We start from the raw sequence: 24,515 nt of genomic DNA on the forward strand, positions 1-24,515 counted from the left end.
CCCCGGGCCCGCCACACACGGGGGCTACCCCGCTTCACAGGAAGTCGGGCCCACCGACTTCCCACTCCCGGGCTCGCCACTCCCCGGCACTGACCTCTCCCCCTCCGCGCGCTGAGCGCACCCAGGCCCGGGCCACAACTGGCAAAGCCCGCGCGGCACAGGAAGTCGGGCTGGTCGACTTCCTGTGCCGCGCGGGGTTCGTCAGTGAGGGGTCGGGGGCCAGGGGGTGGAGTGGTGGGGGTGGAGGGTGTCGAGGGATTGGCGGAGGCGGCGGACGGCGGGGTGGTGGGGGCCGTCGCGGCGTTCGCGTTCGAGGAGGAGCTGGAGCAGCCACTGCCAGGCGTGCTGGGGGTCGCCGGCGGCGGCGAGGTGGAGGCCGATGCGTTCGCGCAGGTCGTAGGCCCGTTCGGGGTCCTGGTCCTCGGCGTGGGCGGCGAGCAGGGCCTGGTACTCGGCGAGGGCTTCCGGGCCGTGGCCGAGCTGGTCGAGGCAGATGGCCGCGCGGTAGCGGTGGTCGAGGCCCTGGGGCCCGTGCGGTCCGCCCTCGGCGGTGGCGGCGAGGCGCCGGTACTCGGGGAGGGCCTGCTGGGGGTGCCCCTGGTGGAGGAGGGTGCGGGCGTAGATGGTCCGGATGGTGCGGACCAGCGGTGCGGCCGCGCCCTGCTCGGCCTCGGCCCGGGGCAGCAGGCGGGCCGCGAGGTCGAGGACCTCGGCGTGGCGCCCGGCGTCGACCAGGTCGGAGAGCCGGGCGCACTCGGCCGCCAGGTCGGGGCCTGCGGCAGCGCCGGACGGAGGCGCCGGAGGCGCCGGGGGAACAACAGGGACGGGCGGCACCAGGAACGGGCGCGGCTCCGGCGGGGCCGGCGCTGCGGCCGCCACGGCGGCCGGCTGCGGCTGGTGCGGGTAGCGGAACGGCCGTACGGGGTCGGGCAGCGCCGTGAACCGGGGCTGCGGGGCTGCGGCGGCCGGGGGCAGCAGCGGGAGCAGCCGCCCGTACACGGCCCGGGCGTCGGCCGGGCGGTCGGCGGGCTGCTTGGCGAGCAGGTCGAGGACGAGCCGTTCGAGCGTCGGCGGCACGTCCGGCCGCAGGTCGCGCAGCGGGACGGGCGGTTCGTCGACGTGCCGGCGCAGGATGCCGAGGGCGGTGGGCGCCCGGAACGGTTCCTCGCCCGAGAGCATCTCGTGCAGCAGGCAGCCCAGCGCGTACAGGTCGCTGCGCGGGTCGGTGGTGGCGGCGAGGGCCTGTTCGGGGGCCATGTACGCGGGGCTGCCGATCGGCACCCCGGTGAGGGTGAGGCGGGTGGTCTCGGTGTCGAGGGCGGTGGCGATGCCGAGGTCGAGCAGGACGGTGCGGCCGTCCTCCCGGACCATCACGTTGCTCGGTTTGAGGTCGCGGTGGACCACCGGGACGGCGTGGACGGCGGCCAGCGCCGCGCACAGCTGGGCGGCGACGGCCACCGCCCGCTCGATCGGGAACGGCGCGTCCTCGGCGATGAGGTCGGCGAGGCTGACGCCGGGGACGCGCTGCATGACCAGGTACAGCTCGCCCTCCTCCTCCCCGGCGTCGAAGACGGTGACCAGCCCGGGGTGGTCGAGCGCGGCCGTGACCCGGCACTCGCGCAGGAACCGGCGACGCAACTCGTCGCCGTGGCGGCGGCGTTCGGAGGCCGTACCGGTGCCGGTGACGGTGCCGATACCGCTGCCGGTGCCGGTGCCGGGCAGCAGGTGCTCGGGGCGCAGCAGTTTGACCGCGACCGTACGGTGCAGGCGCTCGTCCCGGCCGGCCCAGACCTGGCCCATGCCGCCGTGGCCGATCTTCTCGGTGAGCCGGTAGCGTCCGGCGATCAGCCGGGGAGCGGTCACGACCGGCCCTCGCGGGACTGACGGCGCAGCAGTTCGCCGAGCTCCCGCAGGTCGTGGGCGGTCTCGGCGGTCGGCGCGGCGGGGGCGGCGGGCGGGGGCGGAGTCTGCGCGTAGGGGGCCGCCGGGGCGCCGTAGCCGGGCACGGTCGGCGCGTACGGCGAGGCGTAGGGCCGGCCCTGCGGCGGCGGGTACGACGGGAACGCCTGCGGCGTGGGGCGGCCCGCCTCCCAGACCGCGCGGCGGTCCATCAGCAGGAAGTGCGGCGTCGGCGTCAGCCACAGCACGATCAGGGTGATCTGGCCGGTGAGGTCGGCGGTCGGGTCCTTCAGGCCGCCCGCGATCCCGGCGGAGACGAAGAGCGTCAGCAGCAGCCCGCAGAACACGACGGCGCCGAGGACGTCGTACGCCCGCCGCCGCCGGACCGCCAGCAGCAGGGACGGGACGGCGCCGAGCAGGCCGGCGGTCAGCAGCGGGGCGAGGGCGCAGAGCACGCGCGCGACCGTCCCGAACCGGCCCGGTATCGGCGCCGGTACCGCTGCCGGTGGAGCGGGCGGCCCGGCGGTCGGGAGCGGCCCCGGAGCGTACGGCGTGCCACCGGGCGGCGATCCGAACGGCCCGGGGTACTGCCCTGCCATGTGCGCTCCTGAGCTGGTGGGAACCGATGCCGACCGTGGTGCGGACGACCCGGCCCACCGTACCGCCCGGCCGGGCCGCCACGGAGGGCTTCCGTCCGGTCGACACCTCGCCGATACCGAGCCGGTGTTGAGCCGGTGTCAGCCCCGCCCCGACCGGCAACGGTTCAGGCCCCGGCGGCGCCACCGGTGCGCGGTCGCCAGGGCGCCCGTCCCGGCCCGGGCGGGGTCGCGGGCGAGGGCGGCGCCCCGACCGGCGCAGGCTCAGACCTCCGGCAGCGCCACGGCACCGGAGGCCACGGCGTCCATCGTGACCCGGGCGAGGGCGCGGGCGGAGGCCTGGGCGAGAGCCCGGCCCGCAAAGCACGCGCCGAGACACCGCCGGGCAGAGAACACAAGCCGCGCCCCAGCCCGCGCCGACTCAGACCTCCGGCAGCGCCACGGCACCGGAGGCCACGGCGTCCATCGCAGCCGGGCGACGGCGCAAGCCCGAGCACGGCCCGGCCCACCACTCCCGCGACCGAGCCCGTGCGTGGGCAAGGACGGTAGCCCCGGCGATCGACCGGCCCGCAAAGCACGCGCCGAACACCGCGGAGCGGAGAACAGGAGCTGCGCCCCGGCCCGCGCCAACTCAGGCCTCCGGCAGTGCCGGAGCGCCGGTCGCCAGGGGCGTCCGGCGCGACCCGGGCAAGGGCGACGCACCAGCCGACGTTGGCTCAGGCCTCCGGCGGCGCCAGGGTGCTAGTCGCCAGGGCGTCCGGCGCGACCCGGGCGGGGGCGACGCGCCAGCCGACGCAAGGTCAGGCCCCCGGCGGCGCCAGGGCGCCCGTCCCGGACCGGGCGAGAGCCGCGCCCCGGCCGGCGCCGGGTCAGGCCTCCGGCGGCGCCAGGGTGCCGGTGGCCAGGGCGTCCGTTGCGGCCTGGGTGAGGGTGCGGGCGAGGGTGGCGGCGCGGGTGAGGGTGGAGTCGAAGGCGGCGAGGCGGGCGAAGGCGGCGCCGAGGTGGTGCTGGGCGGGGAGGGGGAGGCGGGGCAGTTCGACCCGGCGGATGTCCAGGCGGGCGGTGGTGGTGGCGTGGCTGGCGGCGCGTCGGGTGCCGGCGGTGGAGCGGAACTGGCCGGCCAGGAACTCGGGGTCGAGGACGGCCGGGTCGGGCCGCAGCAGGTGGAGTTGACGGCCGAGGGCGGCGCCGACCAGCGGGCCCTCGGCGGGGACGACGCGGGCGGTGCCGCCGCCGAGGGCGGGGACGAGGACGTCGCCGGGGCGGGTGCGGACGTCGCCGGCGGGGCCGGTGGCGGCGGCCAGGACGGCGCTGGGCGGGGCGTCGGCGGCGAGGTCCTGGTCGGTGACCACGGGGGTGCCCCCCGGGTCGGCGCCGGCCGGGCGGGTGGCGACGCCGGTACCGGAGGAGTACACCTCCAGTGCCCCGCCGCGGACCAGTTCGCCCACGGTGACCACACCCACCGTGCCCGCGCCGGCGCCGGCGCCGGCGCCCGGGACGGCCGGCCCGGCCTGCGGGAGCAGCGTGGCCGGGTCGGCCAGCCCGGCCAGCATTTCGGCCAACCGCCCGCTGAGGTGCGAGAGTTCGGCCGCGCCGCCGACCGGGGCGGCGGGCGGGACGTGCCGGGCCGGGGAGAGGTCGGTCTCGTCGTCCAGCAGGTCGATGGCGGCCATGGCGCGGTGGACGCCGGGGCGGTCGGCCGGGACGGGCAGACCCTCGCGGGCGGCGAGGTCGAAGCCGCGCCAGGCATCGAGGACGGTGCGGTGCAGCGCAGGCCAGTCGACCCTGTCCCGGCCGCCCTCCGGCCCCGCCGCGGCGGGGCCGGTCGACGGGCCGGCCGAGGCGCCCGTGGAGCCCGCCGCCCCGGCGTCGACCAGCAGGACCTGGCGGAAGTCGTCGCCGGGCCGGGGCGCGCGGAGCACCCAGAGGTGCAGCGGGACGCCGTACGGCGGTGCGGCGCCGGCGGGCAGGGCGATGACGGCCCGCAGCGCGCCGGAGCGGAGCAGTTCGGCGCGGATGCGGCGGCCCGCCCGGCGGGCGGCGACGGTCGGCGGGAGGAGGAGGGCGGCGAGGCCGCCGGGGCGGGTGCGGGCGAGGCAGTGCAGCACCCAGGCGAGCTCGGACTCGCCGCGCGGCGGGACGAGCCCGCCGGGCCAGCGGGTGTCGAACTGCAACTCGTCGTGGCCCCAGTCCCGTTCGTTGTACGGGGGCTGGCAGAGCACCGCCTCGAAGGTGTCGCCGGGGTAGGCGTCCGCGCGCAGGGCGTCGCCGGTGCGCAGGTCGAGCGGGAGCGGGCCCGGGTCCTCGGCGGGGGTGTGCAGGGCGAGGCGCAGGCGGGCGAGGGCGGCGGCGACCGGGTCGGCGTCCTGGCCGTAGCGGCCGGTGGTCGGGGGGTGGGCGAGCAGGACGGCGCCGAGGCCGGCCGCCGGGTCGAGCACGGTGGCGGGGACGCCGGCGACGGCCGCGAGCAGCCGGGCGGCCTCCGGCGGGGTGGGGCTGAGCTGACGGCTGTTGGCCTCGGTGTGGCGGGTGAGCAGCTGCTCGTACGCGCCGGCGGGACCGGCCTGTGCGGCGAGGGCGGCGAGCAGGCGGGCGAGGTCCAGCTGGGTGCTGCCGAGCAGGTGGGGCAGCCGGAGGTCGCGGGGGGCGTCCGGGCCGAGGGTGTGAACGGCGGTGTCGGCGACGGCCCGGGGCAGCGCGGTGGCGAGCCGGGTGTCGGGCTGGTCGGCGAGCTCGGCCCAGCGGGCGGGGGCCCGGTGCAGCAGGAGCAGCAGGGCGCCGGCCTCGACCAGCGGGGCGGCGGCGTGGCCGGCCGGGTCACGGAGGGTGTCGACCAGCTGCCAGGCCCGTTCCAGCAGCGGGAGTTCGGCGATCTTGCCCTGGGCGCGCAGCCAGCTCTCGACCTCGTCGAGGGCGAAGGTCGGGCTGGCGTCGGTGCCGCCGACCGGTCGCGGGAAGTCGGGGTGGCGGCGGCGCCAGTTGCTGACCGCGGCCCGGCCGACGCCGGCCAGCCGGGCGATCTCGGCGGCGGTCACTTCGGGGCGGTCCGGCACGGGGGCTCCTTCGGTGGCGCGGTCAGGCCGGGATGTGACCACACAGCATAGCGAGGCATTCGCTCAAGCCTGTTCACGGTGTGAACAGAGCTCTTTTGTGAATTGCTGTTGACACCATTCACGGCCGGATGGTGTGATCTCTCCGTCGCCACGAAGCGAGGGCGACAGCCGAAAGACCGTCACAGACACCGGGAGACAGCCATGTCCGCCACTGCCCGCCGCACCGCCGCCCTGCTGCTCGGCGCCACCCTGGTCACCCTCACCGCGACCGCGTGCAACTCCACCGGCGGTGCCTCCGTCTCGACCGAGGCGAAGCAGACCGCGTCCGCGAGCACCACCAAGGCCGCCGACGCTCCCCACGCGCCGGCCCCGGCCAAGGTCGGCGACACCATCGCGCTCAAGGGCATGGACAAGGGCAACACCGCCGACGTCACCGCGGTGAAGGTGGTCGACCCGGCCGAGAGTGCGAGCGAGTACCTCAAGCCCGCGGACGGCAAGCACTACGTCGCGGTGCAGTTCCAGATCAAGGCCACCGGTGCCCAGGCCTACAGCGAGGTCCCCGCGAGCAGCGCCAAGGTGGTGGACACCCAGGGCCAGGCGTACGGCCCGAACCTCGAGGAGACCAAGGCCGGCCCGGCCTTCCAGACCCCCACCAACATCGCCCCCGGCGACACCGGCAAGGGCTTCGTCACCTTCGAGGTCCCGGACGGCACGAAGCTCGACAAGGTCCAGTTCGCCCTGGACAACGGCTTCTCCCAGCAGACCGGGCAGTGGAAGATCGGCTGACAGCCCCGTTCACAGGCCGGGCGCACCCCGGACAGACGGAACGGCGGCCCCGGGCCGAAGCCCGAGACCGCCGTGCACCACCGAACCGCGCTACTTCTTCGCCCCCGCCAGGTCGTCGAACATCGACGACAGGAACTCGCTGCACCAGCCGAGCAACTCCCGCCCGACCAGCGGCTTGCCGCCGATCCGCCCGGTGCTCGGCCGCGGCACCAGCAGCTGCTGCGAGGCGGCCTTGACCTGGCTGCGCGGGTAGAGCCGGTTCAGCCGCAGCTGCTGGGACTCGCGCAGCTCCACCGGCCCGAAGCGGACGAAGTTGCCCTGCAGGGTGATGTCGGCGACCCCGCACCGCCGGGCGTACAGCCGCAGCGCCGCGACGAGCAGCAGGTTCTCCACCGGCTCGGGCAGCTTGCCGTAGCGGTCCACCAGCTCGTCCCGGACCTGCTGGATGTCCGCCTCCGAGTTGACCGCCGCGATCGAGCGGTACGCCTGCAGCCGCAGCCGCTCGCCGGGCGCGTAGTCGTGCGGCACGTGCGCGTCGACGGGCAGCTCGATCTTCACCTCCAGCGGCTCCTCCTCCGGCTCGCCGCCGTTCGCCAGTGACTCGCGGAACTCGGCCACCGCCTCGCCGACCATCCGCATGTAGAGGTCGAAGCCGACGCCCGCGATGTGCCCGGACTGCTCGCCGCCGAGCAGGTTGCCGGCGCCGCGGATCTCCAGGTCCTTCATCGCGACGTACATGCCGGCGCCCATCTCGGTGTGCTGGGCGATGGTGGCCAGGCGCTCGTGGGCCGTCTCGGTGAGCGGCTTCTCCGGCGGGTACAGCATGTACGCGTAGCCGCGCTCGCGCCCGCGCCCGACCCGGCCGCGCAGCTGGTGCAGCTGGGAGAGGCCGAAGGTGTCGCCGCGCTCGACGATCAGGGTGTTGGCGTTGGAGATGTCGATGCCGGACTCCACGATCGTGGTCGACACCAGGACGTCGAACTCCTTCTCCCAGAAGTCGACGACGACCTTCTCCAGCTGGTTCTCCCCCATCTGCCCGTGCGCGGTGGCGATCCGCGCCTCGGGGACGAGGTCCTTGAGCCGGGCGGCCGCCTTGTCGATCGACTCGACCCGGTTGTGGATGTAGAACACCTGGCCCTCGCGCAGGAGTTCACGCCGGATCGCGGCCGAGATCTGCTTCTCGTCGTACGGCCCGACGAAGGTGAGCACCGGGTGCCGCTCCTCCGGCGGGGTGGTGATGGTGGACATCTCGCGGATGCCGGTGACGGCCATCTCCAGGGTGCGCGGGATCGGCGTCGCGGACATCGTGAGCACGTCCACGTTGGCCCGGAGCTTCTTCAGCTGCTCCTTGTGCTCGACGCCGAAGCGCTGCTCCTCGTCGACGATGACCAGGCCGAGGTCCTTGAACCTGGTCTCGGAGGAGAACAGCCGGTGGGTGCCGATGACGACGTCGACCGAGCCCTCGAACAGCCCCTCCAGGACGGCCTTGGCCTCGCTGTCGGTCTGGAAGCGGGACAGCGCCTTCACCGTGACGGGGAAGTTGGCGTACCGCTCGGCGAAGGTGGAGTAGTGCTGCTGCACCAGCAGCGTGGTCGGCACCAGGACCGCCACCTGCTTGCCGTCCTGCACCGCCTTGAACGCGGCGCGCACGGCGATCTCGGTCTTGCCGTAGCCGACGTCGCCGCAGATCAGCCGGTCCATCGGGACGGACTTCTCCATGTCCGACTTGACCTCGGCGATGGTGGTCAGCTGGTCGGGCGTCTCCGCGTACGGGAAGGCGTCCTCCAGCTCGCGCTGCCACGGGGTGTCCGGGCCGAAGGTGTGGCCGGGCGCGGCCATCCGGGCCGAGTACAGCTTGATCAGGTCGGCGGCGATCTCCTTGACGGCCTTCTTGGCCCGCTGCTTGGTCTTCGCCCAGTCGGCGCCGCCGAGCCGGTGCAGGGTCGGCGCCTCGCCTCCGACGTACTTGGTGACCTGGTCGAGCTGGTCGGTCGGCACGAACAGCCGGTCGCCGGGGTGGCCGCGCTTGGCGGGGGCGTACTCCAGCACCAGGTACTCGCGGGTGGCGCCCTGGACGGTGCGCTGCACCATCTCGACGTACCGGCCGACGCCGTGCGCCTCGTGCACCACGTAGTCCCCGGCGACGAGCGCCAGCGGGTCGATCGCGTTGCGGCGCCGGGACGGCATCCGGCGCATGTCCTTGGTGGAGGACTTCTGGCCGGACAGGTCGGTCTCGGTGATGACGGTGAGCTTCAGGGCCTCGTCGACGAAGCCGTGCTCGATCGAGCCGCAGGAGACGTGGACGACGTCCCGGGTGGGCGCCTCGGCGAGGTCGGCGACGAGCCGGGCCGGGATGCCCTCGTTGCCCAGCACCTCGGCCAGGCGGGAGGCGGGCCCGTGGCCCTCGGTCACCATGACGACCCGCCAGTCGGCGGCCAGCCGCTCCTTGGCGTCGGCGATGGCGCGGGCGGTGTCGCCCCGGTAGGCCTCGACGGCGCGCATGCCCAGGGACAGCGTGTTGGCGTCGAACTCCAGCAGGCCGTCGATGCTGGACTCGCTGGTCGCGAACGGGCTGACCGACCACCAGGGCAGCCCGATCTCGGCGGCGTGCTCGCGCACCTCGGCGAGCGAACGCAGCGATGCGGCGGAGACGTCGATCGCCTCCAGGTCGATCGGCCGGTCCCCGCCGGCCGCGGCGGCGACCCAGGAGGCGTGCAGGAACTCCTGGCTGGTCGCCACCAGGTCGACGGCCCGGGTGCGGACCCGCTCCGGGTCGCAGACCACCGCGACCGAGCCGAGCGGCAGCACGTCCAGCAGCAGCTCCATGTCGTCGACCAGGACGGGCGCCAGCGACTCCATGCCCTCGACCGCGATGCCCTCGGCGATCTTGTCCAGGATCTCGGCCAACCCGGGCTGCTCGGCGGCGAGTTCGGCGGCCCGGGCGCGCACCTCGTCGGTGAGCAGCAGCTCGCGGCAGGGCGGCGCCCACAGGCCGTGCTGGGCGATCTCCAGCGAGCGCTGGTCGGCGACCTTGAAGTACCGGACCTCCTCGACCTCGTCGCCCCAGAACTCCACCCGCAGCGGGTGCTCCTCGGTCGGCGGGAAGACGTCCAGGATGCCGCCGCGCACGGCGAACTCGCCGCGCTTCTCGACGAGTTCGACCCGAGCGTAGGCGGCGGCCGAGAGCCGGCGGGCCACCTCCTCCAGGTCGTGCGACTCACCGCGCAGGACGGCCACCGGCTCCAGCTCGGCCAGCCCCTTGACCTGCGGCTGCAGCACCGAGCGGACGGGCGCGACGACCACCTGCACCGGCCCGGCCGCCGGGTCGTCCGCCCGCGGGTGCACGATCCGGCGCAGGACGGCCAGCCGGCGGCCCACGGTGTCGGAGCGGGGCGACAGCCGCTCGTGCGGCAGGGTCTCCCAGGCCGGGTACTCGGCGACGGCGTCCGGCGGCAGCAGCGAGCGCAGCGAGGCGGCCAGGTCCTCGGCCTCCCGGCCGGTCGCGGTGACGGCGAGCACCGGGCGGCCCCGCTCGCCGGCCGCCTGCCCGGCGAGCGCGCGGGCGAGGGCGGCGATGGCGAACGGCCGGGCGGCGGGCGGCCCGACCAGGTCCAGGTGGCGGCGGCCGCCGGCCGGGGCGCCGGCGGCGGTGGCCGCCTCGATCGCCTCGGCGAGCGCCGCGTCCCGCGCGACGACATCGAGCAGTCCGGTCAGGCTCATCTGGGGTCTCTTCTTCGTCCCGTGACTGGTGCTGCCTCCGGGCGGCGAAGGCCCGCCGGGGCAACGCGAACGACCCGGCGCGCCGAGCGGCCGGGGGTTCCCAGCCTACGCCGCGGCACGGACAGGCACGCGGTGTACGGCCCCGGCGACGCCGGGGCCGCGGAACGCGCCCGAACGGAGCCGGGGCGGGCCGGGAGCGGACGGCGCCTGTCAGGAACACGGCCGCAGACGAACGACTGGACGGATCACCGCGTCGCCGGCGGGCGAACCGGTCGGGCACGGGCCCGGAACCGGCTCGGCGATCCGCCACGAACTGGACATACTCCTGTCACTGCCCGTCCATGGAGATCGCGCACCATGGTGAATGTGCCCGCCGCACCCAACCGTGGGGGATGGCTGTGGGGGCATGTCGCACCCCCGATGGGGGTCGGTGGTGCGAGGCCGGGCGACCCTGGGTGGGGGCGCCCGCCCAAGCGCCGGGAACCGTGGCGCCCTTTCCTGGAGGGCGCCACGGGTCTCGGCCTCACTCGTTTCCGGCGGCTGTCCCCGGCGTTTCCCGGAACTGTTTCCGGCGACCGCGCCCGGACCGCTCGGCCCGGCCCCGCACACGCCGGGACCCCGGCCGCCCGGAGCGGGGCGGTCGGGGCCCGGAACGCGAAGCGCGCCGCCCGCCAGTCACCCGGACGAGCGGTCAGCGGCGGCGGTAGGTGACGGTGTTCGGGGTGGCGTAGTCGCTGCCGTCGTCCACGATGACGATCTTCGGAATGATCCGGGTCTCCTCCTCGGGCTCCTTCGCCGCTGCACCGGCCGGGCCCCCGCCGTCCCCGTCCGCCGCCGGCCGGGGCGGCGTGGACGGCTTCGGCGGCGCCGCGACGGGCGCGACCGGGCCGGTCACCACGCCGGACGGCGGCCCGCCGGCGTCCGCCTTCCGCTCCGACCCGCCGCCGCCGACGACCGGCATCCGCAGCACCGCGGTCGCCTTCTCCCGCGCGCCCGGCGCCGGCTCCTTGCGCAGGTTCGGCAGCGGGACCTCCCCGGTGTCCGCCTCCGAGTCCACGACGCCCGCCGGTGCGGCGTACACCGGCGCGGCGTCCACCGGCGCGGCGTCCCCGGGCACGGCGTCCGCGGGCACGGCCTGGGCGGAACCGGCGTCCGCGACACCGGCGTCCTCCGCGCCCTCCGCCTCGTCCGCGCCGTCCGTGTCCTCCCCGAGCTCCACCGCTTCGATCTGGCCGACCGCCGCGCCGGTGAGCGAGGCCAGGGTGGCCTTGATGTGGTCGAGGTGCTGCTGCACCGTCTCCAGCCGGGCGTCGAACTCGCGCTGCTCGCGCTCGCTCGCCGCGTTGATCTTCTCGGCCTCGCGGCGGGCCTGCTCGACCAACTGGTCGGCCTTGGCCTGGGCGTCGGTCTCCAGCTGCTTGATCTGCGAGAGCACGGTCTCCCGGTGCTGCTCGGCCTCCTTGACCCGGCGCTCGGCGGTCGAGGAGACCTCGGCGTCCTCGGCGTCGGCCTTGGCCTGCGCCTCGGCGAAGGTCTCGTCGGCCTTGCGGCGCTTGGCGGCGAGGTCGGCCTCGGCCTGCTCGTTGGCCTCGGCGGCGGCCACCCGCACCTTGGCGGCGTAGGCGGTGGCGGCGTCGCGGGCGGCGCGGCTCTCCCGGTCGGCGTCGGCGCGCAGCCCCTCGGCCTCGGAGCGGGTGCGCTCCTCGGTGCGGCGGGCGGCCGCGTCGGCCTCGGTGCGGGTGGTGGCGGCGTACTCCTTGGCGGCCTTGTCGAGCGCCTGCCCCGCCTCGTAGACCTCGTCGCGCAGGTCCTCGGCGAAGCGCTCGGCCTTGTCCCGGACGGCCCGGGCCTCGTTCTCGGCCATCGCGGCCAGTCCGGCGGCCTGCTCGCTGAGCACCTGGTAGTCGGGTTCCGGAGCGTCCTCGGCGGCTCGGCGGACGTCGGCCAGCCGGGCCTCCATCTGCCGGATCCCGGCACCCAGGACGCTCAGCCGTTCCCACGCCTCGTCGCGCTGGGCGGTCAGGGCCGCGAGGGCCCGGTCGACCTGCTCGGGCGCGTAGCCGCGCCGGGCCTGGGTGAAGCCGTACTGGGGGACGGCGTCGCTCATGGGCTCTTCCCCTCGTTTCGCGGGCTGGGCTGCGGAGCCCATGATCGGACGGAGCGGACGAATCCGGAACCGGTTCCGACCACGGGGCCGGATTCGGTCGTCCTACGGACCGGAAAGCGTCAAGGACGGACGAATAGTCCATCCTCTTGACCTATTTTGCGCATATCCGGAGGAATCCCCAACGAGGCACCGCCGCGGCGGTACGCCGGAGGGGCCGCTCCGGACCCCGGAACGACCCCTCCCCACCTGCGAAGACCGTCGACGGACCGCTACAGCAGGCCGTCCCAGAACTGCTCCAGCAGCACGGCCCACCACGTGTCCGCGTCCTGCAGGGCCGCCGGGTCGATCGCGGCGAGCTGGGCCTGGAAGTCGGTCGTCCAGCGACCGGCCTGGTCCGGCGTCAGCCCGTACCGGAGCCGCCACATCCGGCCCAGCAGGGCCAGCGCGCGGACGAACTCCGGCACACCGCTGTTGACGAACCGGGGCTGCTGACCGGTTCCCTCGATGTCCACGGCCACCACGTGCGCGGTGCCGTACTGGACGCACAGCTGCCGGCCGTAGTCGTTGCCGAGCACCAGGTAGCCGCCGAAGTCCGGCGCCGCGGGCAGGCCGCGCTCGGCGGCCAGCTCGGCGAGCGTCGGGATCGGACGGCCCTCCTGCGCCTGGGCCCAGAAGAACGGCCCGAAGTCGCGCGGCAGCCCGGCCCACATCAGCGACTGCGACACCGGCTCCGGCACGCCCTGGCGGGAGACCGCGCGCTGCTCGTAGCGGAACAGGTTCTGCCCGAAGGCCGCGCCGATCTCCTGGGCCAGCTGCTGCGGCGCCACCGGCGGCAGCGGCTGGACACTGCCCGGCGCGGGCAGCGGCACCCGGAACGGGCGGACCCGCTGGGCGCCGGCGGCCTGCTGGTGCAGCTCGTCCAGGTGGTCCAGCAGCTCGGCCATGCCGGCCTGCCGGGAGGCGTGGTCGTGGCCGTACGGGGCGGTGTGGGTGAGCCGCACGTTCGGCCAGGAGGCGGCGATCATGCGGTTGCAGTAGCCGCCGGGCAGATCGCACGACTCCAGCTCGGTGTACAGCTCCAGCACCTGCTCCGGCGGCACGTTCAGCCGGCGCAGGTCCTGAAGGATCTTCCACTCCGGGTGCGGGGTGCCGGGCTCGCTGCGGTGCAGCAGCTTCTGCTCCGAGCCGTCCGGGCCCCGGTAGCTGAGCGCGGCGAAGTACCCCGGGCCGACCGCGGGCACGCCGGGCGGCACGGCCGCGGCCGCCGGCTGGCCGGCCACCGGCGCGGGCGGGACGACACCGGGCGCGGCGCCCCCGGCGTTCGGGTAGCCGTACCCGGCCGCCTGCGCGGCGGGGGCCGCCGGTCCACCGGGCGGCGGCGGGACGGCGGGGCCGCCGGACGGCGGGGTGCCCGGGTCGGCCGGGGCCGGGGCGGCACCCAGCAGGGCCGGGTCGATCGCGCTCGCCAGCTGCGTCGCCTCGTACGCCACACCGGCGCCGGGCGCGGCGGCCGGCGGCGGGGTCGAACCCGCCGGAGCGGCGGGGGTGCCGGCGCCCGGGGTGCTCCGCAGCGCGGCCGGCGGGGGCGGCGGCGGGGCCGAGGCGGCACCCCGGCCGAGCCCGCCCGAGGACGAGGGGCCGGACGAGCCGCCGCGCAGCGCGGCCGGCGGGGGCGGCGGCGGGGCCGAGGCCGCGCCCCGGCCGAGCCCGCCCTGCGGGGCGGCGGCCGGCGGGGCGGCGGGCGCACCGCCGGCGGGCGCACCGCCGGCGGGCGGGGTGGCCGGGGCGCCGGGCAGGCCGGCCAGGCCGGGCAGCGAGCCGGGGGCGGCCAGCATGGTGGGCGCGTACTCGACCGGCGTGCCACCGGCGGGCGGCACGGGCGCGGGCGCCGCGGGGGCGGCGGCCGGCTGGCCGTCCGGCACACCGTCCGGGGCACCGGGCAGGCCCATCAGGCCGGGCATGGCGTCCGGCGGCGCGAGCAGCGTCGGCGCCGGCTCGCCGGGCGCCGGGGCGGGCGCGGGCGCCGGTGCGCTGGGCGCGACCGGCGGGGCCTGCGGGGCCGGCGCCGCAGGCGGCGGGACCGGGGGCAGGACCGGGCCGTCGCCCCCCGGCGGCATCAGCATCGTGGCGGCCTCGGCACCGGGCGGCGGGGGCGTGTCGGGCAGGTCGGAACCGCTGGTCCACAGGCCCTCGGACATCAGCACGGTCGCCGCCTCGGCCCCCGGCTGCGGCGCGGGAGCGGAAGCGGGCGCCACCGGCGCGGCGCCGACCGGCGGCAGCGGCGGGGCGAACGGCTCCTCGTGGCCGGGCGGCGGGGCGAGCATGGTCGGCGCGTCCCCGGCGGGCCGGTCGGAGACCGGCGGCGTGGTCAGCACGGCGGGCGCGGGCGCAGCCGCCGGCTGGTCGACCGGCGCCGGAACGGGCGCGGGCTCGACCGGCGCGGGCGCCGGCTCGACGGGCACCGGCGCGGGCGCCGCCGGAGCGGGCGCGGGCGCGGCGGCAGCGGCCGGGGCCGCCCCCAGCCGCTCCGACTCGGCCGCGATCGCCGCGGCCCCCGCCTCCTGCAGCCACTGCGGCGGGCTGAGCAGGAAGGAGGTGGCCTCCACCGGCCCGGGCGCGGGCTTCGCCGCCCCGGCGGGGTTGGCCGCGACCGGCCGGCCGTACACCTCCTCGTACTGCCGGACCACCTCGTTCACCGGCAGCGCGGGCCACAGCGTGCTGGCGCCGGAGTCCCGGGCGATCACCAGCCGCGCCTCGCCCGAGCCGGCGGAGCCGACCGAGCCGTCCGTCCCGCCGTCCGCGGGCGGCACCGCCCAGCAGACGAAGCCCAGGTCGAACTCCCGGACCCGCACCTCGCGCTGCTGCGCGCGCGGCACCCCGCCGTTGATCCACTCCTCGGCGAGCTCCTGCGCCTGCGCGTACGTCACCACGCCCGGTTCACCCCTGTTGTCCGCATCCTCGTCGTCCCCCGTTCCGCCTGTGCCACCGCACCCACCCCGGTCAGCCCACCGGGACGGCGCGGGCGAACCCGCCGTCCACCATCAGCTTCGCGACCGTCTCCAGCTCCGGCGGGCTGCCGGCCAGCCGGAGCAGGAAGGCGTCGAAGTCGTCCCCGCAGGGCAGCAGCAGCCGGGCGCAGCGGTCCTCGGGGGCCTCCGGCGCGCCGGTGTCGCGGGCGTCGTCGTACAGGTGGAGCCAGACCGAGCCGGCCCGCTCCCCGCGCACCTTGAGGGCGACGATGCCGCCCTGTGCGTAGGCGATACCCAGGTAGTCCTTGGTGAGGTGGTCGCGCAGGCACTTGTTGGCATAGACCACGTCGTCGGTGCCGTACTCCTCGCTGAGGGTGAGGAACGGCTGGTCGAGCAGCAGGCCGAGGTCGGTGTCCAGCGCCAGCCCGACCGGGGCGCGGCCGCCGGCCACCTTGAGGAAGGTGCGGTAGGCGCCGGGCAGCCGGTAGCCGAGGCGCTCCTCGGCGCGCTGCACCAGGTCCTCGGGGACGCCGACCGGGTCGCCGCCGTCCCGGGCGAGCGAGAAGTGGACGGGCCGGTGCTCCTGGAGCGGGCGGGTGCCGCGGCGGGAGTGGTCGGCGGCGGAGGTGGCCAGGCCGCCGTGGTGGCGCAGCAGGGCCTTCACCTCGACCGGGACGAGCTCCATCCGCCGCCAGCCGGGGGCGGCCCGGCCGACCACGTGGTGCCAGGTCCAGCCGGGCGGGGTGGCGACGGCGGTGTCCAGGTCGGCCCAGAGCGGGTGGCCCTCGATGAACAGCGCGGCGTTGGCGGAGACGTAGTCGGTCAGCCGCAGTTCGTCCACGCCGAAGCCCTCGGGCGGGTCGGCGACCTCGGCCGCGGCGGCCGCGTACGGGCTGAAGTCCGGGTAGCCGTACTCGTCCACCCGGACCCCGGCGGGGTGCCGCTCCGCGCGGACCGGGTCCGGGAACTGCACCACCTGACCTGCGTACGCCGCGTTCGGTGCGGCGGCGACGCCGGGCCGACCTGTCGTCATCTGGAAGCCCCCACTGCTGCAACTTCTCGGTGCGCTTGCTGGGCACCAGCCTAGGGGGTCATTCCGGGGACCGAACCCCCGCACCCAGCGCCCGCCGCAACTCCTCCACGACCCGCGTCTGCTGCCCCTCGGTGAGGTGCGGGTGCAGCGGCAGGCTGAGCAGTTCGCGGGCGGCGCGCTCGGCGACGGGGAACGACCCGGCGCGGTGGCCGAGGTGGGCGAAGGCGGGCTGCAGGTGGACCGGCACCGGGTAGTGCACCCCGGCGCCGATCCCGGCGGCGTGCAGCGCGGCGAGGACGGCGTCCCGGCCCCTTCCGGGGGCGATCCGCACCGGGTAGAGGTGCCGGACGTGCTCGTTGCCGGGCGCGGTGCCCGGCAGGGTGAGCACCCCGGCGTCGGCCAGTGGGCGCAGCAGCGCGTGGTAGCGGTCGGCGGCGGCGCGGCGGGCGGCGTTCCAGGCGGGCAGCCGGCGCAGTTTGGCGCGCAGCACGACGGCCTGCAGGGCGTCCATCCGGGAGTTGAAGCCGAACCGTTCGTGCCGGTACTTCCCGCGTGCGCCGTGGTCGCCGATCCGCCGGACGGCGTCGGCCAGTTCGGGGTCGTCGGTGAGCACGGCCCCGGCGTCACCGTAGGCGCCGAGGTTCTTGCCCGGGTAGAAGCTGGTGGCCGCGATCCGCCCGTACGCCGTGCGGCCGTGCTGCCGGGCGCCCTGGGACTGGGCCGCGTCCTCGACCACCGGCCGGCCGTCCGCCACCTCCAACAGCGGCCCCATCGGCGCGAGTTGGCCGAACAGGTGGACGGGCAGCAGCGCCACCGCGGCGGGCAGCGCGGCGGCGGCCCGGTCCGGGTCGATCAGCAGGTGCTCCGGGTCGACGTCGACCGGCACCGGCCGCAGCCCGGCCCGCTGGACGGCCTCGGCGGTGGCGACGAAGGTGTTGGCGGGTAGCACCACGCCGCCGCCGGGCGGCAGGTCGAGGGCGCGCAGGGCGAGTTCGAGGGCGTCGGTGCCGTTGGCGGCGCCCACGCAGTGCCGGACGCCGGTGAACCCCGCGTACTCCCGCTCGAACGCGGCCACTTCGGGGCCCTGGACGAAGGCGCCACTGGCCAGCACCCGGTCGAAGCCCGCCCGCACCTCGGCCGCGACCTCGGCGTGCGCGGCGGCCAGGTCCACCAAGGGGATGCCCGCCCGGTCGGGGGCGCTCACCGGGCCGCCGCCCGGTCGTCCGCCTCGACGGCTCCGGCCGCCTCGACGGCTCCGGCCGCCGCAACCGCTCCGGCCGCCGCAACCGCTTCGGCCGCCCCGGCCGCGGCCCCCACCGGGACGGTGGCGCCGCCGAGTTCGAGGCTGAGCGAGGCGGCCTCCAGCAGCCGCAGCACCCGCACCCCGGCCCGGCCGTCGGTCAGCGGCGCCCGGCCCTCCAGGATGGCGGCGGCGAACTCGGCCATCACGTTGCGCAGCGCCTCCTGCTCGACCAGCGCGGGCGCGACCATCTCGCCGACCCGGTAGGAGATCAGCGCCCGGTGCCGGATCGCGTCGGTCAGTTCGTCGGGCGGGGTGAGGTCCACGCCCCGGTCGTGCACGGCGAGGCGGGCCTGCGGGTTGAGGTCGTCCCAGACCAGGGTGCGCCGGGAGCCGCCGATGAGCGTGGTGCGGACCTTGGTCGGGGAGAGCCAGTTGACGTGGCAGTGCGCCAGCGCGCCGTTGCTGAGCCGCAGCGTCAGGTACGCGACGCAGGCGCGGCCGGCCCCGATCGGGTCGGCGCCCTGGGCGGACACCCCGACCGGTTCGACGCCGGGCGGCAGCACGAAGTCCAGGATCGACAGGTCGTGCGGGGCGAGGTCCCACAGCACGTCCACGTCCGGCTGGACCAGGCCGAGGTTGATCCGCACCGAGTCGAAGAACTGCACGTCGCCGATCTCCCTGCCGTGCACCAGCTCGCGGATCCGGCGCACCACCGGGGTGTAGCAGAAGGTGTGGTCGCACATCAGCACCAGCCCGGCCCGCTCGGCCAGGTCGACGAGTTCGGCGGCCTCGGCGGCGGAGGTGGTGATCGGCTTCTCCACCAGCACGTGCTTGCCGGCCTCCAGCGCGGCCCGGACCAGCCGGTAGTGCGCGCCGGCCGGGGTGGCCACCGCGACGGCCCCGACCCGGTCGTCGGCCAGCACCTCGCGGTAGTCGCCGGTGGCCCGGACGGTGCTGTACTCCCCCAGCACGGCACGGGCCTTGGCCTCGTCCAGGTCGCACAGCCAGTGCAGCCGCAGCGCCGGGGTGTGCTGGGCGTTGCGCACCAGTTTCGGGCCCCAGTAGCCGGCGCCGACCACGGCCAGCCCGACCGGGCGTTCCGGCACCGGCTGCGGCGGGGCGCCCGGGGTCGGCACGTGGCCCCCGGGTGCCTGGTTGGCGGTCTCGGCCTGGGACGGCTTCCACGTCATCGCTCGGGCCCCCTCGCTCCGGCGCCGGGGGCGGGCCGGACGACCCAGCCCCGCCCCCGGCGGCCCCAACGTCCGGCGCGGGCACCGGAGTCGGCCCCCGCGGGGGCCGCGGCCCGCTGCCGGAACGGTACCGGCCGCGGCCCGCGCCCGGGGTCGTTTTCCGGAAATCGACGGACAAGTCATGACGGCGGTGTGCGGATTCGGCCAGCATCGGGTGAGCGCCCGGCCGCACCGGGTCGCCCAGCACCCCGGTTGTGCGGTTGTCGGTGTCGTTTGACAGGCTTGCCCCGGAACGGTCGGCCCCAGACCAGCGGGGGCCGGACCAACGGGAACCGAACCGACAGGAACGAGGAGGGAGAGGACGGATGACCACCGGTGAGCCGGCGGGCCCGCCCGTGCTGCGCCACCTCCGCGACAGTCTGCTGCCCGCCGTCGCCGCCGCGCTGTCGCTCAAGGCCGGTGACGTGCACACCCTGGCCGGCGACAAGGACGAGCGCCTTCCCGTCCTGCACCCGCTGGTCCGCGACTTCCTGGACGCGCTGCCCGTCGAGGCCCGCGAGCGGTTCACCGGCCGCTGCCCGGAGGCCGTCCTGCTCTCCCGGTACCTGCTCTCGGTGGACGGCAAGCGCTCCAAGCGCGCCGCCCGCAAGCCGATGACGGTCCAGGAGGCGCGCAAGGCGCTGAAGGGCGCGCGGATGACGACCGTGCGCATCCGCGAGGAGGGCGACCCGGCGCACGGCACCCACGCCCCACCGTGCCGCTCCTGCACGCCGATGCTGGAGCACTTCACCGTCCTGAGCGTCGTGGTCGGTCCGCCCGCGCACTGACCCGACCGCCCGCGGCCGTACGCCCCCTGTCCCCGAACCCCGGAGCCCGTCCTGAATCCGCCCAGCCCGCCCCCGCCCCCACCGGCCACCCTGTCCCCGGCCACTGCGTCCCCGGCCGGGCTCGGGCGGACCCGCCCACGCTTCCCCGCCCAGGTCGCCGCCGAACTGAAGGCGGCCGGCTGGCACCCCGGCCGCTGGGAGATCCGGCAGGCCGAGGAGTGGGCCGACACCCTGGTCGGGCACGGCGGTCCGACCGGCCCGGGGCACACGGTGTTCCCGGCGGCGGTCGAGGCCTGGGCCGAGTTCGGCGGCCTCGCCTTCGACCTGGTCGGGCCCGGCCGCCAGCTGGCCCGCAGCCCGTTCCTGCTCGACCCGCTGTGCGGACTGCACCTGCCGCGCACCCTGTCCGACCTCGGCCGGGCGCTCGGCACCCGGCTCGCCCCGCTCGGCGAGGAGGCGCACGGGCAGTCATTGCTGGCCATCGACGAGGAGGGCCGGGTCTACGGCCTGGACCACACCGGCGAGTGGTTCCTCGGCCACGGCATCGACCAGGCGATCACCACCCTGGTGCAGGGCACCGCCCCGGAACGGCTGCGCACCGCCGACGGGTACGACGCCTGACTAGGGCGCCGCGCCCGGCCCCGGCCGCCCGAGCCGGTCCGCCCGGACGGCCAGCCGGGACGGCAGCACCGCCTCCACCCGGAACCCGCCGTCCGCCTCCGGCCCGGCCGAGAAGGTGCCGCCCAGCGCGATCACCCGCTCCCGCATGCCGACCAGCCCGTTGCCGCCGCTGGGCAGCTTCGCCGCCCCCAACTCCGCGCCCGGGCAGGCGTTCACCACGCTCACCCGCACGCCGTTCGGCGCGTACGCGAGCAGGACGGACACCTGTGCGCCGCCCGCGTGCTTGTGCGCGTTGGTCAGCCCCTCCTGGACGACCCGGTAGGCGGTCTGCTCGGCCTCGCCGGTGAACTCCTGCCGGCTGCCGCTGACCGTCAGCGTCACCGCCATCCCGGCCGCCCGGGACTGGTCCACCAGCCGGGGCAGCCCGGCCAGCGAGTCCGGCTCCGGCTGGTGGCGGTCCTCGTCCATCCGCAGCACGCCGAGGATCTCGCGCAGTTCGTTCAGCGCCTGCCGGCCCACCTCGCCCATCAGCTTGGCGCTCTGCGCGGCCTTCGCCGGGTCCTTGGCGACGATCCGCTCCAGCGCCCCGGCGTGCACCACCATCAGCGACACCCGGTGCGCCACCACGTCGTGCATCTCCCGGGCGATCCTGGTCCGCTCCTCCAGCCGGGCCCGGCGGGCGCGCTCCCGGGCCTGCTCGGCCAGCAGGTCCAGCTCGGTCTCCAGGCCGTGCGCGCGGTCCTTGAGCGACTCGATCAGCCGCCGCCGCGCCCCCACGTACAGGCCGGTCACCACCGGCGGGACGGTGAGCCCGACCGCCACCAGCACGGCCACCAGCACCTGGACCCACAGGGCCGGCTGCTCCACCGCCGTGTCGCCGGGCGTCAGCATCGACACCATCATCACGGCGACCGCCTCGGCGAAGGCCAGCACCGACAGCGACACCAGCCGCCGGCGCCGCGAGGGCCACTCCCAGGTCTCCGCCAGCGTGTACAGCGACACCACCAGCAGCAGCACCCCGAGCATCCCGGGCAGCACCGCCAGGGTCACCAGCACCGGAACGGCCGGCCACCGCCGGCGCAGCACCAGCGAGCCGCCCGCCAGCGTGCCGACCACCGCGACCGCGGCCGTGCCCGCGGCGGACAGGTCCACCCGGGCGCTCAGGAAGGCGACCGTGCTGACCGCGCACTCCAGCGCGGCCAGCAGCGCCAGTCCGATGTCCAGGAAGGCGCTGCGCGGCCGCTTCCACCACCAGAACGGGTTGACCGGCGCGCGCTCCCCAGGCGACTTGCTCATGCCCCACAGCCTAGAGCGTGCCCCTCGGGCACCGCCGGGCAAGGCCTCCCACCCTTCCCACCGGAACCACCCGTCACACCTCCCGCGCACCTCAAGTGGTCCATACCACAAGCCGTTCCGGTCGCGCTGTCCGCCATCCGGCCACCTCGCGGACAGCGACCGCCCCGACACCTATGCTGGTCGCGTCGGACAGCGCGGTCCGCACGCGTCACACCCGCCACTCTGCGCGTGGACCTGTGACGATGAGCCGTTGCCGAACCCCACCACCACAGGGAGCCAGCCGTGACCGCTCCGGTCCCCAACCAGGCGGACAGCACCACCTCAGTCGGAGCCGCCGGCTCGGAAGAAGACAACGCAGCACTGCGCGCGGACATCCGCCGCCTCGGCGACCTGCTCGGCGAGACGCTGGTCCGCCAGGAGGGCCCCCAGCTGCTGGGCCTGGTGGAACAGGTCCGCCTGCTCAGCCGCACCAACGGCGAGGCCACCGCCGAACTCCTCTCCGACATCGACCTGGAGACCGCCGCCCGGCTCGTGCGCGCCTTCTCCACCTACTTCCACCTCGCCAACGTCACCGAGCAGGTGCACCGCGGCCGCGAGTTCGCCACCCGCCGCGCCCGCGAGGGCTCCCGGCTCGCCCAGGTCGCGGACCAGCTCGCCGACGCCGACCCCAAGCACCTCCAGGACACCCTGGCCCACCTGTCGGTCCGTCCGGTCTTCACCGCGCACCCCACCGAGGCCGCCCGCCGCAGCGTGCTCAACAAGCTGCGCCGGATCGGCGAACTCCTGGACCGCATCCACCGCGAGGAGATCACCTCCGGCCTGGCCGCCGCCGACCCGGCGCGCACCAGCAGCGCCCGGCGCTCGGCCGACCGCCGCCTCGCCGAGGTCATCGACCTGCTCTGGCAGACCGACGAGCTGCGCATCGCCCGCCCCGAGCCCACCGACGAGGCCCGCAACGCCGTCTACTACCTGGACGAGCTGTACCGCGAGGCCGTCCCCGAGGTCCTGGAGGAGCTGCACGAGGAGCTCTCCCGGGTCGGCCTCGACCTGCCCCCGGGGGTGCGCCCGCTCACCTTCGGCACCTGGATCGGCGGCGACCGCGACGGCAACCCCAACGTCACCCCGCAGGTCACCTGGGACGTCCTCAACCTCCAGCACGAGTACGGCATCAAGGACGCCCTCGCCGCCGTCGACGACCTGCGCAACACCCTCTCCACCTCCGAGCGGCTGGCCGGCGCCTCCGTCGAACTGCTCGCCTCGCTCAACACCGACCTGCACCGGCTCCCCGAACTCAGCCCCCGCTACAAGCGGATGAACGCCGAGGAGCCGTACCGCCTCAAGGCCACCTGCGTCCGGCTCAAGCTGGAGAACACCCGCGAGCGGCTGGCCGGCGGCACCCCGCACGTCGAGGGCCGCGACTACCTCGGCACCCGCGAGCTGGTCGCCGACCTGCGGCTGATCCAGGACTCGCTGCGCGCCCACCGCGGCGAACTCATCGCCGACGGCCGCCTCGCCCGCGCCATCAACACCGTCGAGGCCTTCGGCCTCCAGCTCGCGACCATGGACGTCCGCGAGCACGCCGAGGCCCACCACCACGCCCTCGGCCAGCTCTTCGACCGCCTCGGCGAAGAGGCCTGGCGCTACGCCGACATGCCCCGCGAGTACCGGCAGAAGCTGCTCGCCAAGGAGCTGCGCTCGCGCCGCCCGCTCGCCCCCACCCCGGCCCCGCTGGACGAGGCCGGCACCAAGACCCTCGGCGTCTTCAACACCATCCGCGAGGGCTTCGAGCGCTTCGGCGACGAGATCGTCGAGAGCTACATCATCTCGATGTGCCAGGGCGCCGACGACGTCTTCGCCGCCACCGTGCTGGCCCGCGAGGCCGGCCTGATCGACCTGCACGCCGGGATCGCCAAGATCGGCATCGTGCCGCTGCTGGAGACCACCGACGAACTCCAGCAGGCCGACCGCATCCTCGACGAGATGCTCTCCGACCCCTCCTACCGGCTGCTCGTCTCGCTGCGCGGCGACGTCCAGGAGGTCATGCTCGGCTACTCCGACTCCTCCAAGTTCGGCGGCATCACCACCTCCCAGTGGGAGATCCACCGCGCCCAGCGCCGGCTGCGCGACGTCGCCCACCGCTACGGCATCCGGCTGCGCCTGTTCCACGGCCGCGGCGGCACCGTCGGCCGCGGCGGCGGCCCCTCGCACGAGGCCATCCTGGCCCAGCCCTGGGGCACCCTGGAGGGCGAGATCAAGGTCACCGAGCAGGGCGAGGTCATCTCCGACAAGTACCTGCTCCCCTCCCTCGCCCGGGAGAACCTGGAGCTGACCCTCTCCGCCACCCTCGCCGCCTCCGCGCTGCACACCTCGCCGCGCCAGGCCCCCGAGGAACTGGCCCGCTGGGACGCCGCGATGGACCAGGTCTCCGAGGCCGCCCACACCGCCTACCGCGCCCTGGTCGACCAGGAGGACCTGCCGAAGTACTTCTTCGCCTCCACCCCCGTCGACCAGCTCGCCTCGCTGCACCTCGGCTCCCGCCCGTCCCGCCGCCCCGACTCCGGCGCCGGCCTGGACGGCCTGCGGGCCATCCCGTGGGTCTTCGGCTGGACGCAGTCCCGCCAGATCGTCCCCGGCTGGTACGGCGTCGGCTCCGGCCTCGCCGCCGCCCGCGCGGCCGGCCTCGGCGACGTCCTGGACGAGATGTACGGGCAGTGGCACTTCTTCCGCAACTTCCTGTCCAACGTCGCCATGACGCTGGCCAAGACCGACCTGCGGATCGCCCGCCACTACGTCGAGCAGCTGGTGCCCGCCGACCTGCGGCACATCTTCGACCAGATCGTCGCCGAGCACGAGCTCACCCTGCGCGAGGTGCTGCGGCTCACCGGCGAGAGCGAACTGCTCGAACACAACCCGGTGCTGAAGCAGACCTTCACCGTCCGCGACGCCTACCTCGACCCGATCTCCTACCTGCAGGTCGCGCTGCTGCGCCGCCAGCGCGAGGAGGTCGCCGCCGGCGGCCACGAGGACCCGCTGCGCGCCCGCGCCCTGCTCCTCACCGTCAACGGCATCGCCGCCGGCCTGCGCAACACCGGCTGACGGACGGCACGAACGGCGAAGGGGCCGTTGTCCATCCCCCCGGATGGACAACGGCCCCTTCGAGCTTCTTCCGGGGCCG

14 protein-coding genes are annotated in these 24,515 nt (G+C 75.9%); 4 read left to right on the forward strand and 10 right to left on the reverse strand.

The features are described from left to right. Nucleotides 1–201: 201 nt before the first annotated feature. The 3 genes from AB2U05_RS13005 to AB2U05_RS13015 form a co-directional block, all read right to left on the reverse strand. Nucleotides 202–1,800, reverse strand: coding sequence for a protein kinase (locus AB2U05_RS13005; RefSeq protein WP_369185945.1), 1,599 nt, complete (start codon nucleotides 1,798–1,800; stop codon nucleotides 202–204). A gap of 59 nt (nucleotides 1,801–1,859) precedes the next feature. Continuing rightward, entirely contained in the window at nucleotides 1,860–2,354 is a 495-nt protein-coding gene (locus tag AB2U05_RS13010; protein ID WP_369183264.1) for a hypothetical protein, read from the reverse strand. 1,010 nt (nucleotides 2,355–3,364) lie between these two features. Then, entirely contained in the window at nucleotides 3,365–5,548 is a 2,184-nt protein-coding gene (locus AB2U05_RS13015; protein WP_369183265.1) for an N-6 DNA methylase, read from the reverse strand. A gap of 201 nt (nucleotides 5,549–5,749) precedes the next feature. Between AB2U05_RS13015 and AB2U05_RS13020 the strand changes: the two genes are divergently transcribed. Then, nucleotides 5,750–6,334, forward strand: a complete 585-nt coding sequence (locus AB2U05_RS13020; protein WP_045703586.1) for a DUF4352 domain-containing protein — start codon at nucleotides 5,750–5,752, stop codon at nucleotides 6,332–6,334. A gap of 90 nt (nucleotides 6,335–6,424) precedes the next feature. Here AB2U05_RS13020 and mfd read toward each other — a convergent pair whose 3' ends face one another. The 6 genes from mfd to AB2U05_RS13050 form a co-directional block, all read right to left on the reverse strand. Further along, nucleotides 6,425–10,054: a transcription-repair coupling factor gene (mfd, locus tag AB2U05_RS13025; RefSeq protein ID WP_369183266.1), complete on the reverse strand. Its 3,630-nt coding sequence runs from the start codon at nucleotides 10,052–10,054 to the stop codon at nucleotides 6,425–6,427. A 691-nt stretch (nucleotides 10,055–10,745) separates the two neighbouring features. Further along, nucleotides 10,746–12,161 carry a hypothetical protein gene (locus tag AB2U05_RS13030; protein WP_369183267.1) on the reverse strand — a complete coding sequence of 472 codons (1,416 nt, stop codon included), beginning with the start codon at nucleotides 12,159–12,161 and terminating at the stop codon, nucleotides 10,746–10,748. A 269-nt stretch (nucleotides 12,162–12,430) separates the two neighbouring features. Continuing rightward, the gene (locus tag AB2U05_RS13035; RefSeq protein ID WP_369183268.1) at nucleotides 12,431–15,091 is read right to left on the reverse strand and encodes an SUKH-4 family immunity protein; all 2,661 of its coding nucleotides are present in this window, start codon (nucleotides 15,089–15,091) and stop codon (nucleotides 12,431–12,433) included. Nucleotides 15,092–15,161: 70 nt separating this feature from the next. Continuing rightward, a complete protein-coding gene (locus AB2U05_RS13040; RefSeq protein ID WP_045705562.1) occupies nucleotides 15,162–16,163 on the reverse strand; it encodes an SMI1/KNR4 family protein in 1,002 nt (333 codons plus the stop codon). Nucleotides 16,164–16,221: 58 nt separating this feature from the next. After that, nucleotides 16,222–17,367: a DegT/DnrJ/EryC1/StrS family aminotransferase gene (locus tag AB2U05_RS13045; RefSeq protein WP_369183269.1), complete on the reverse strand. Its 1,146-nt coding sequence runs from the start codon at nucleotides 17,365–17,367 to the stop codon at nucleotides 16,222–16,224. Next, nucleotides 17,364–18,596, reverse strand: a complete 1,233-nt coding sequence (locus AB2U05_RS13050) for a Gfo/Idh/MocA family protein (protein WP_369183270.1) — start codon at nucleotides 18,594–18,596, stop codon at nucleotides 17,364–17,366. Before AB2U05_RS13050 ends, AB2U05_RS13045 begins: the two co-directional genes overlap by 4 nt. Before the next feature lie 365 nt (nucleotides 18,597–18,961). On the opposite strand from AB2U05_RS13050, the gene AB2U05_RS13055 reads away from it, so the two are divergent. Both AB2U05_RS13055 and AB2U05_RS13060 read left to right on the forward strand, forming a co-directional pair. After that, complete coding sequence (locus AB2U05_RS13055) at nucleotides 18,962–19,423, forward strand: YwqJ-related putative deaminase (protein ID WP_045710786.1); 462 nt, start codon at nucleotides 18,962–18,964, stop codon at nucleotides 19,421–19,423. A 90-nt stretch (nucleotides 19,424–19,513) separates the two neighbouring features. After that, nucleotides 19,514–20,044 carry an SUKH-3 domain-containing protein gene (locus tag AB2U05_RS13060; RefSeq protein WP_045710787.1) on the forward strand — a complete coding sequence of 177 codons (531 nt, stop codon included), beginning with the start codon at nucleotides 19,514–19,516 and terminating at the stop codon, nucleotides 20,042–20,044. Here the strand turns inward: AB2U05_RS13060 and AB2U05_RS13065 are convergent, their stop codons facing one another. After that, complete coding sequence (locus tag AB2U05_RS13065; protein WP_045704122.1) at nucleotides 20,045–21,340, reverse strand: sensor histidine kinase; 1,296 nt, start codon at nucleotides 21,338–21,340, stop codon at nucleotides 20,045–20,047. 282 nt (nucleotides 21,341–21,622) lie between these two features. On the opposite strand from AB2U05_RS13065, the gene ppc reads away from it, so the two are divergent. After that, nucleotides 21,623–24,436 carry a phosphoenolpyruvate carboxylase gene (gene ppc / locus AB2U05_RS13070; protein WP_045704124.1) on the forward strand — a complete coding sequence of 938 codons (2,814 nt, stop codon included), beginning with the start codon at nucleotides 21,623–21,625 and terminating at the stop codon, nucleotides 24,434–24,436. Nucleotides 24,437–24,515: the final 79 nt, after the last annotated feature.

This window comes from Streptomyces sp. Y1 (assembly GCF_041053115.1).
Taxonomy (GTDB): domain Bacteria; phylum Actinomycetota; class Actinomycetes; order Streptomycetales; family Streptomycetaceae; genus Kitasatospora; species Kitasatospora rubellomurina.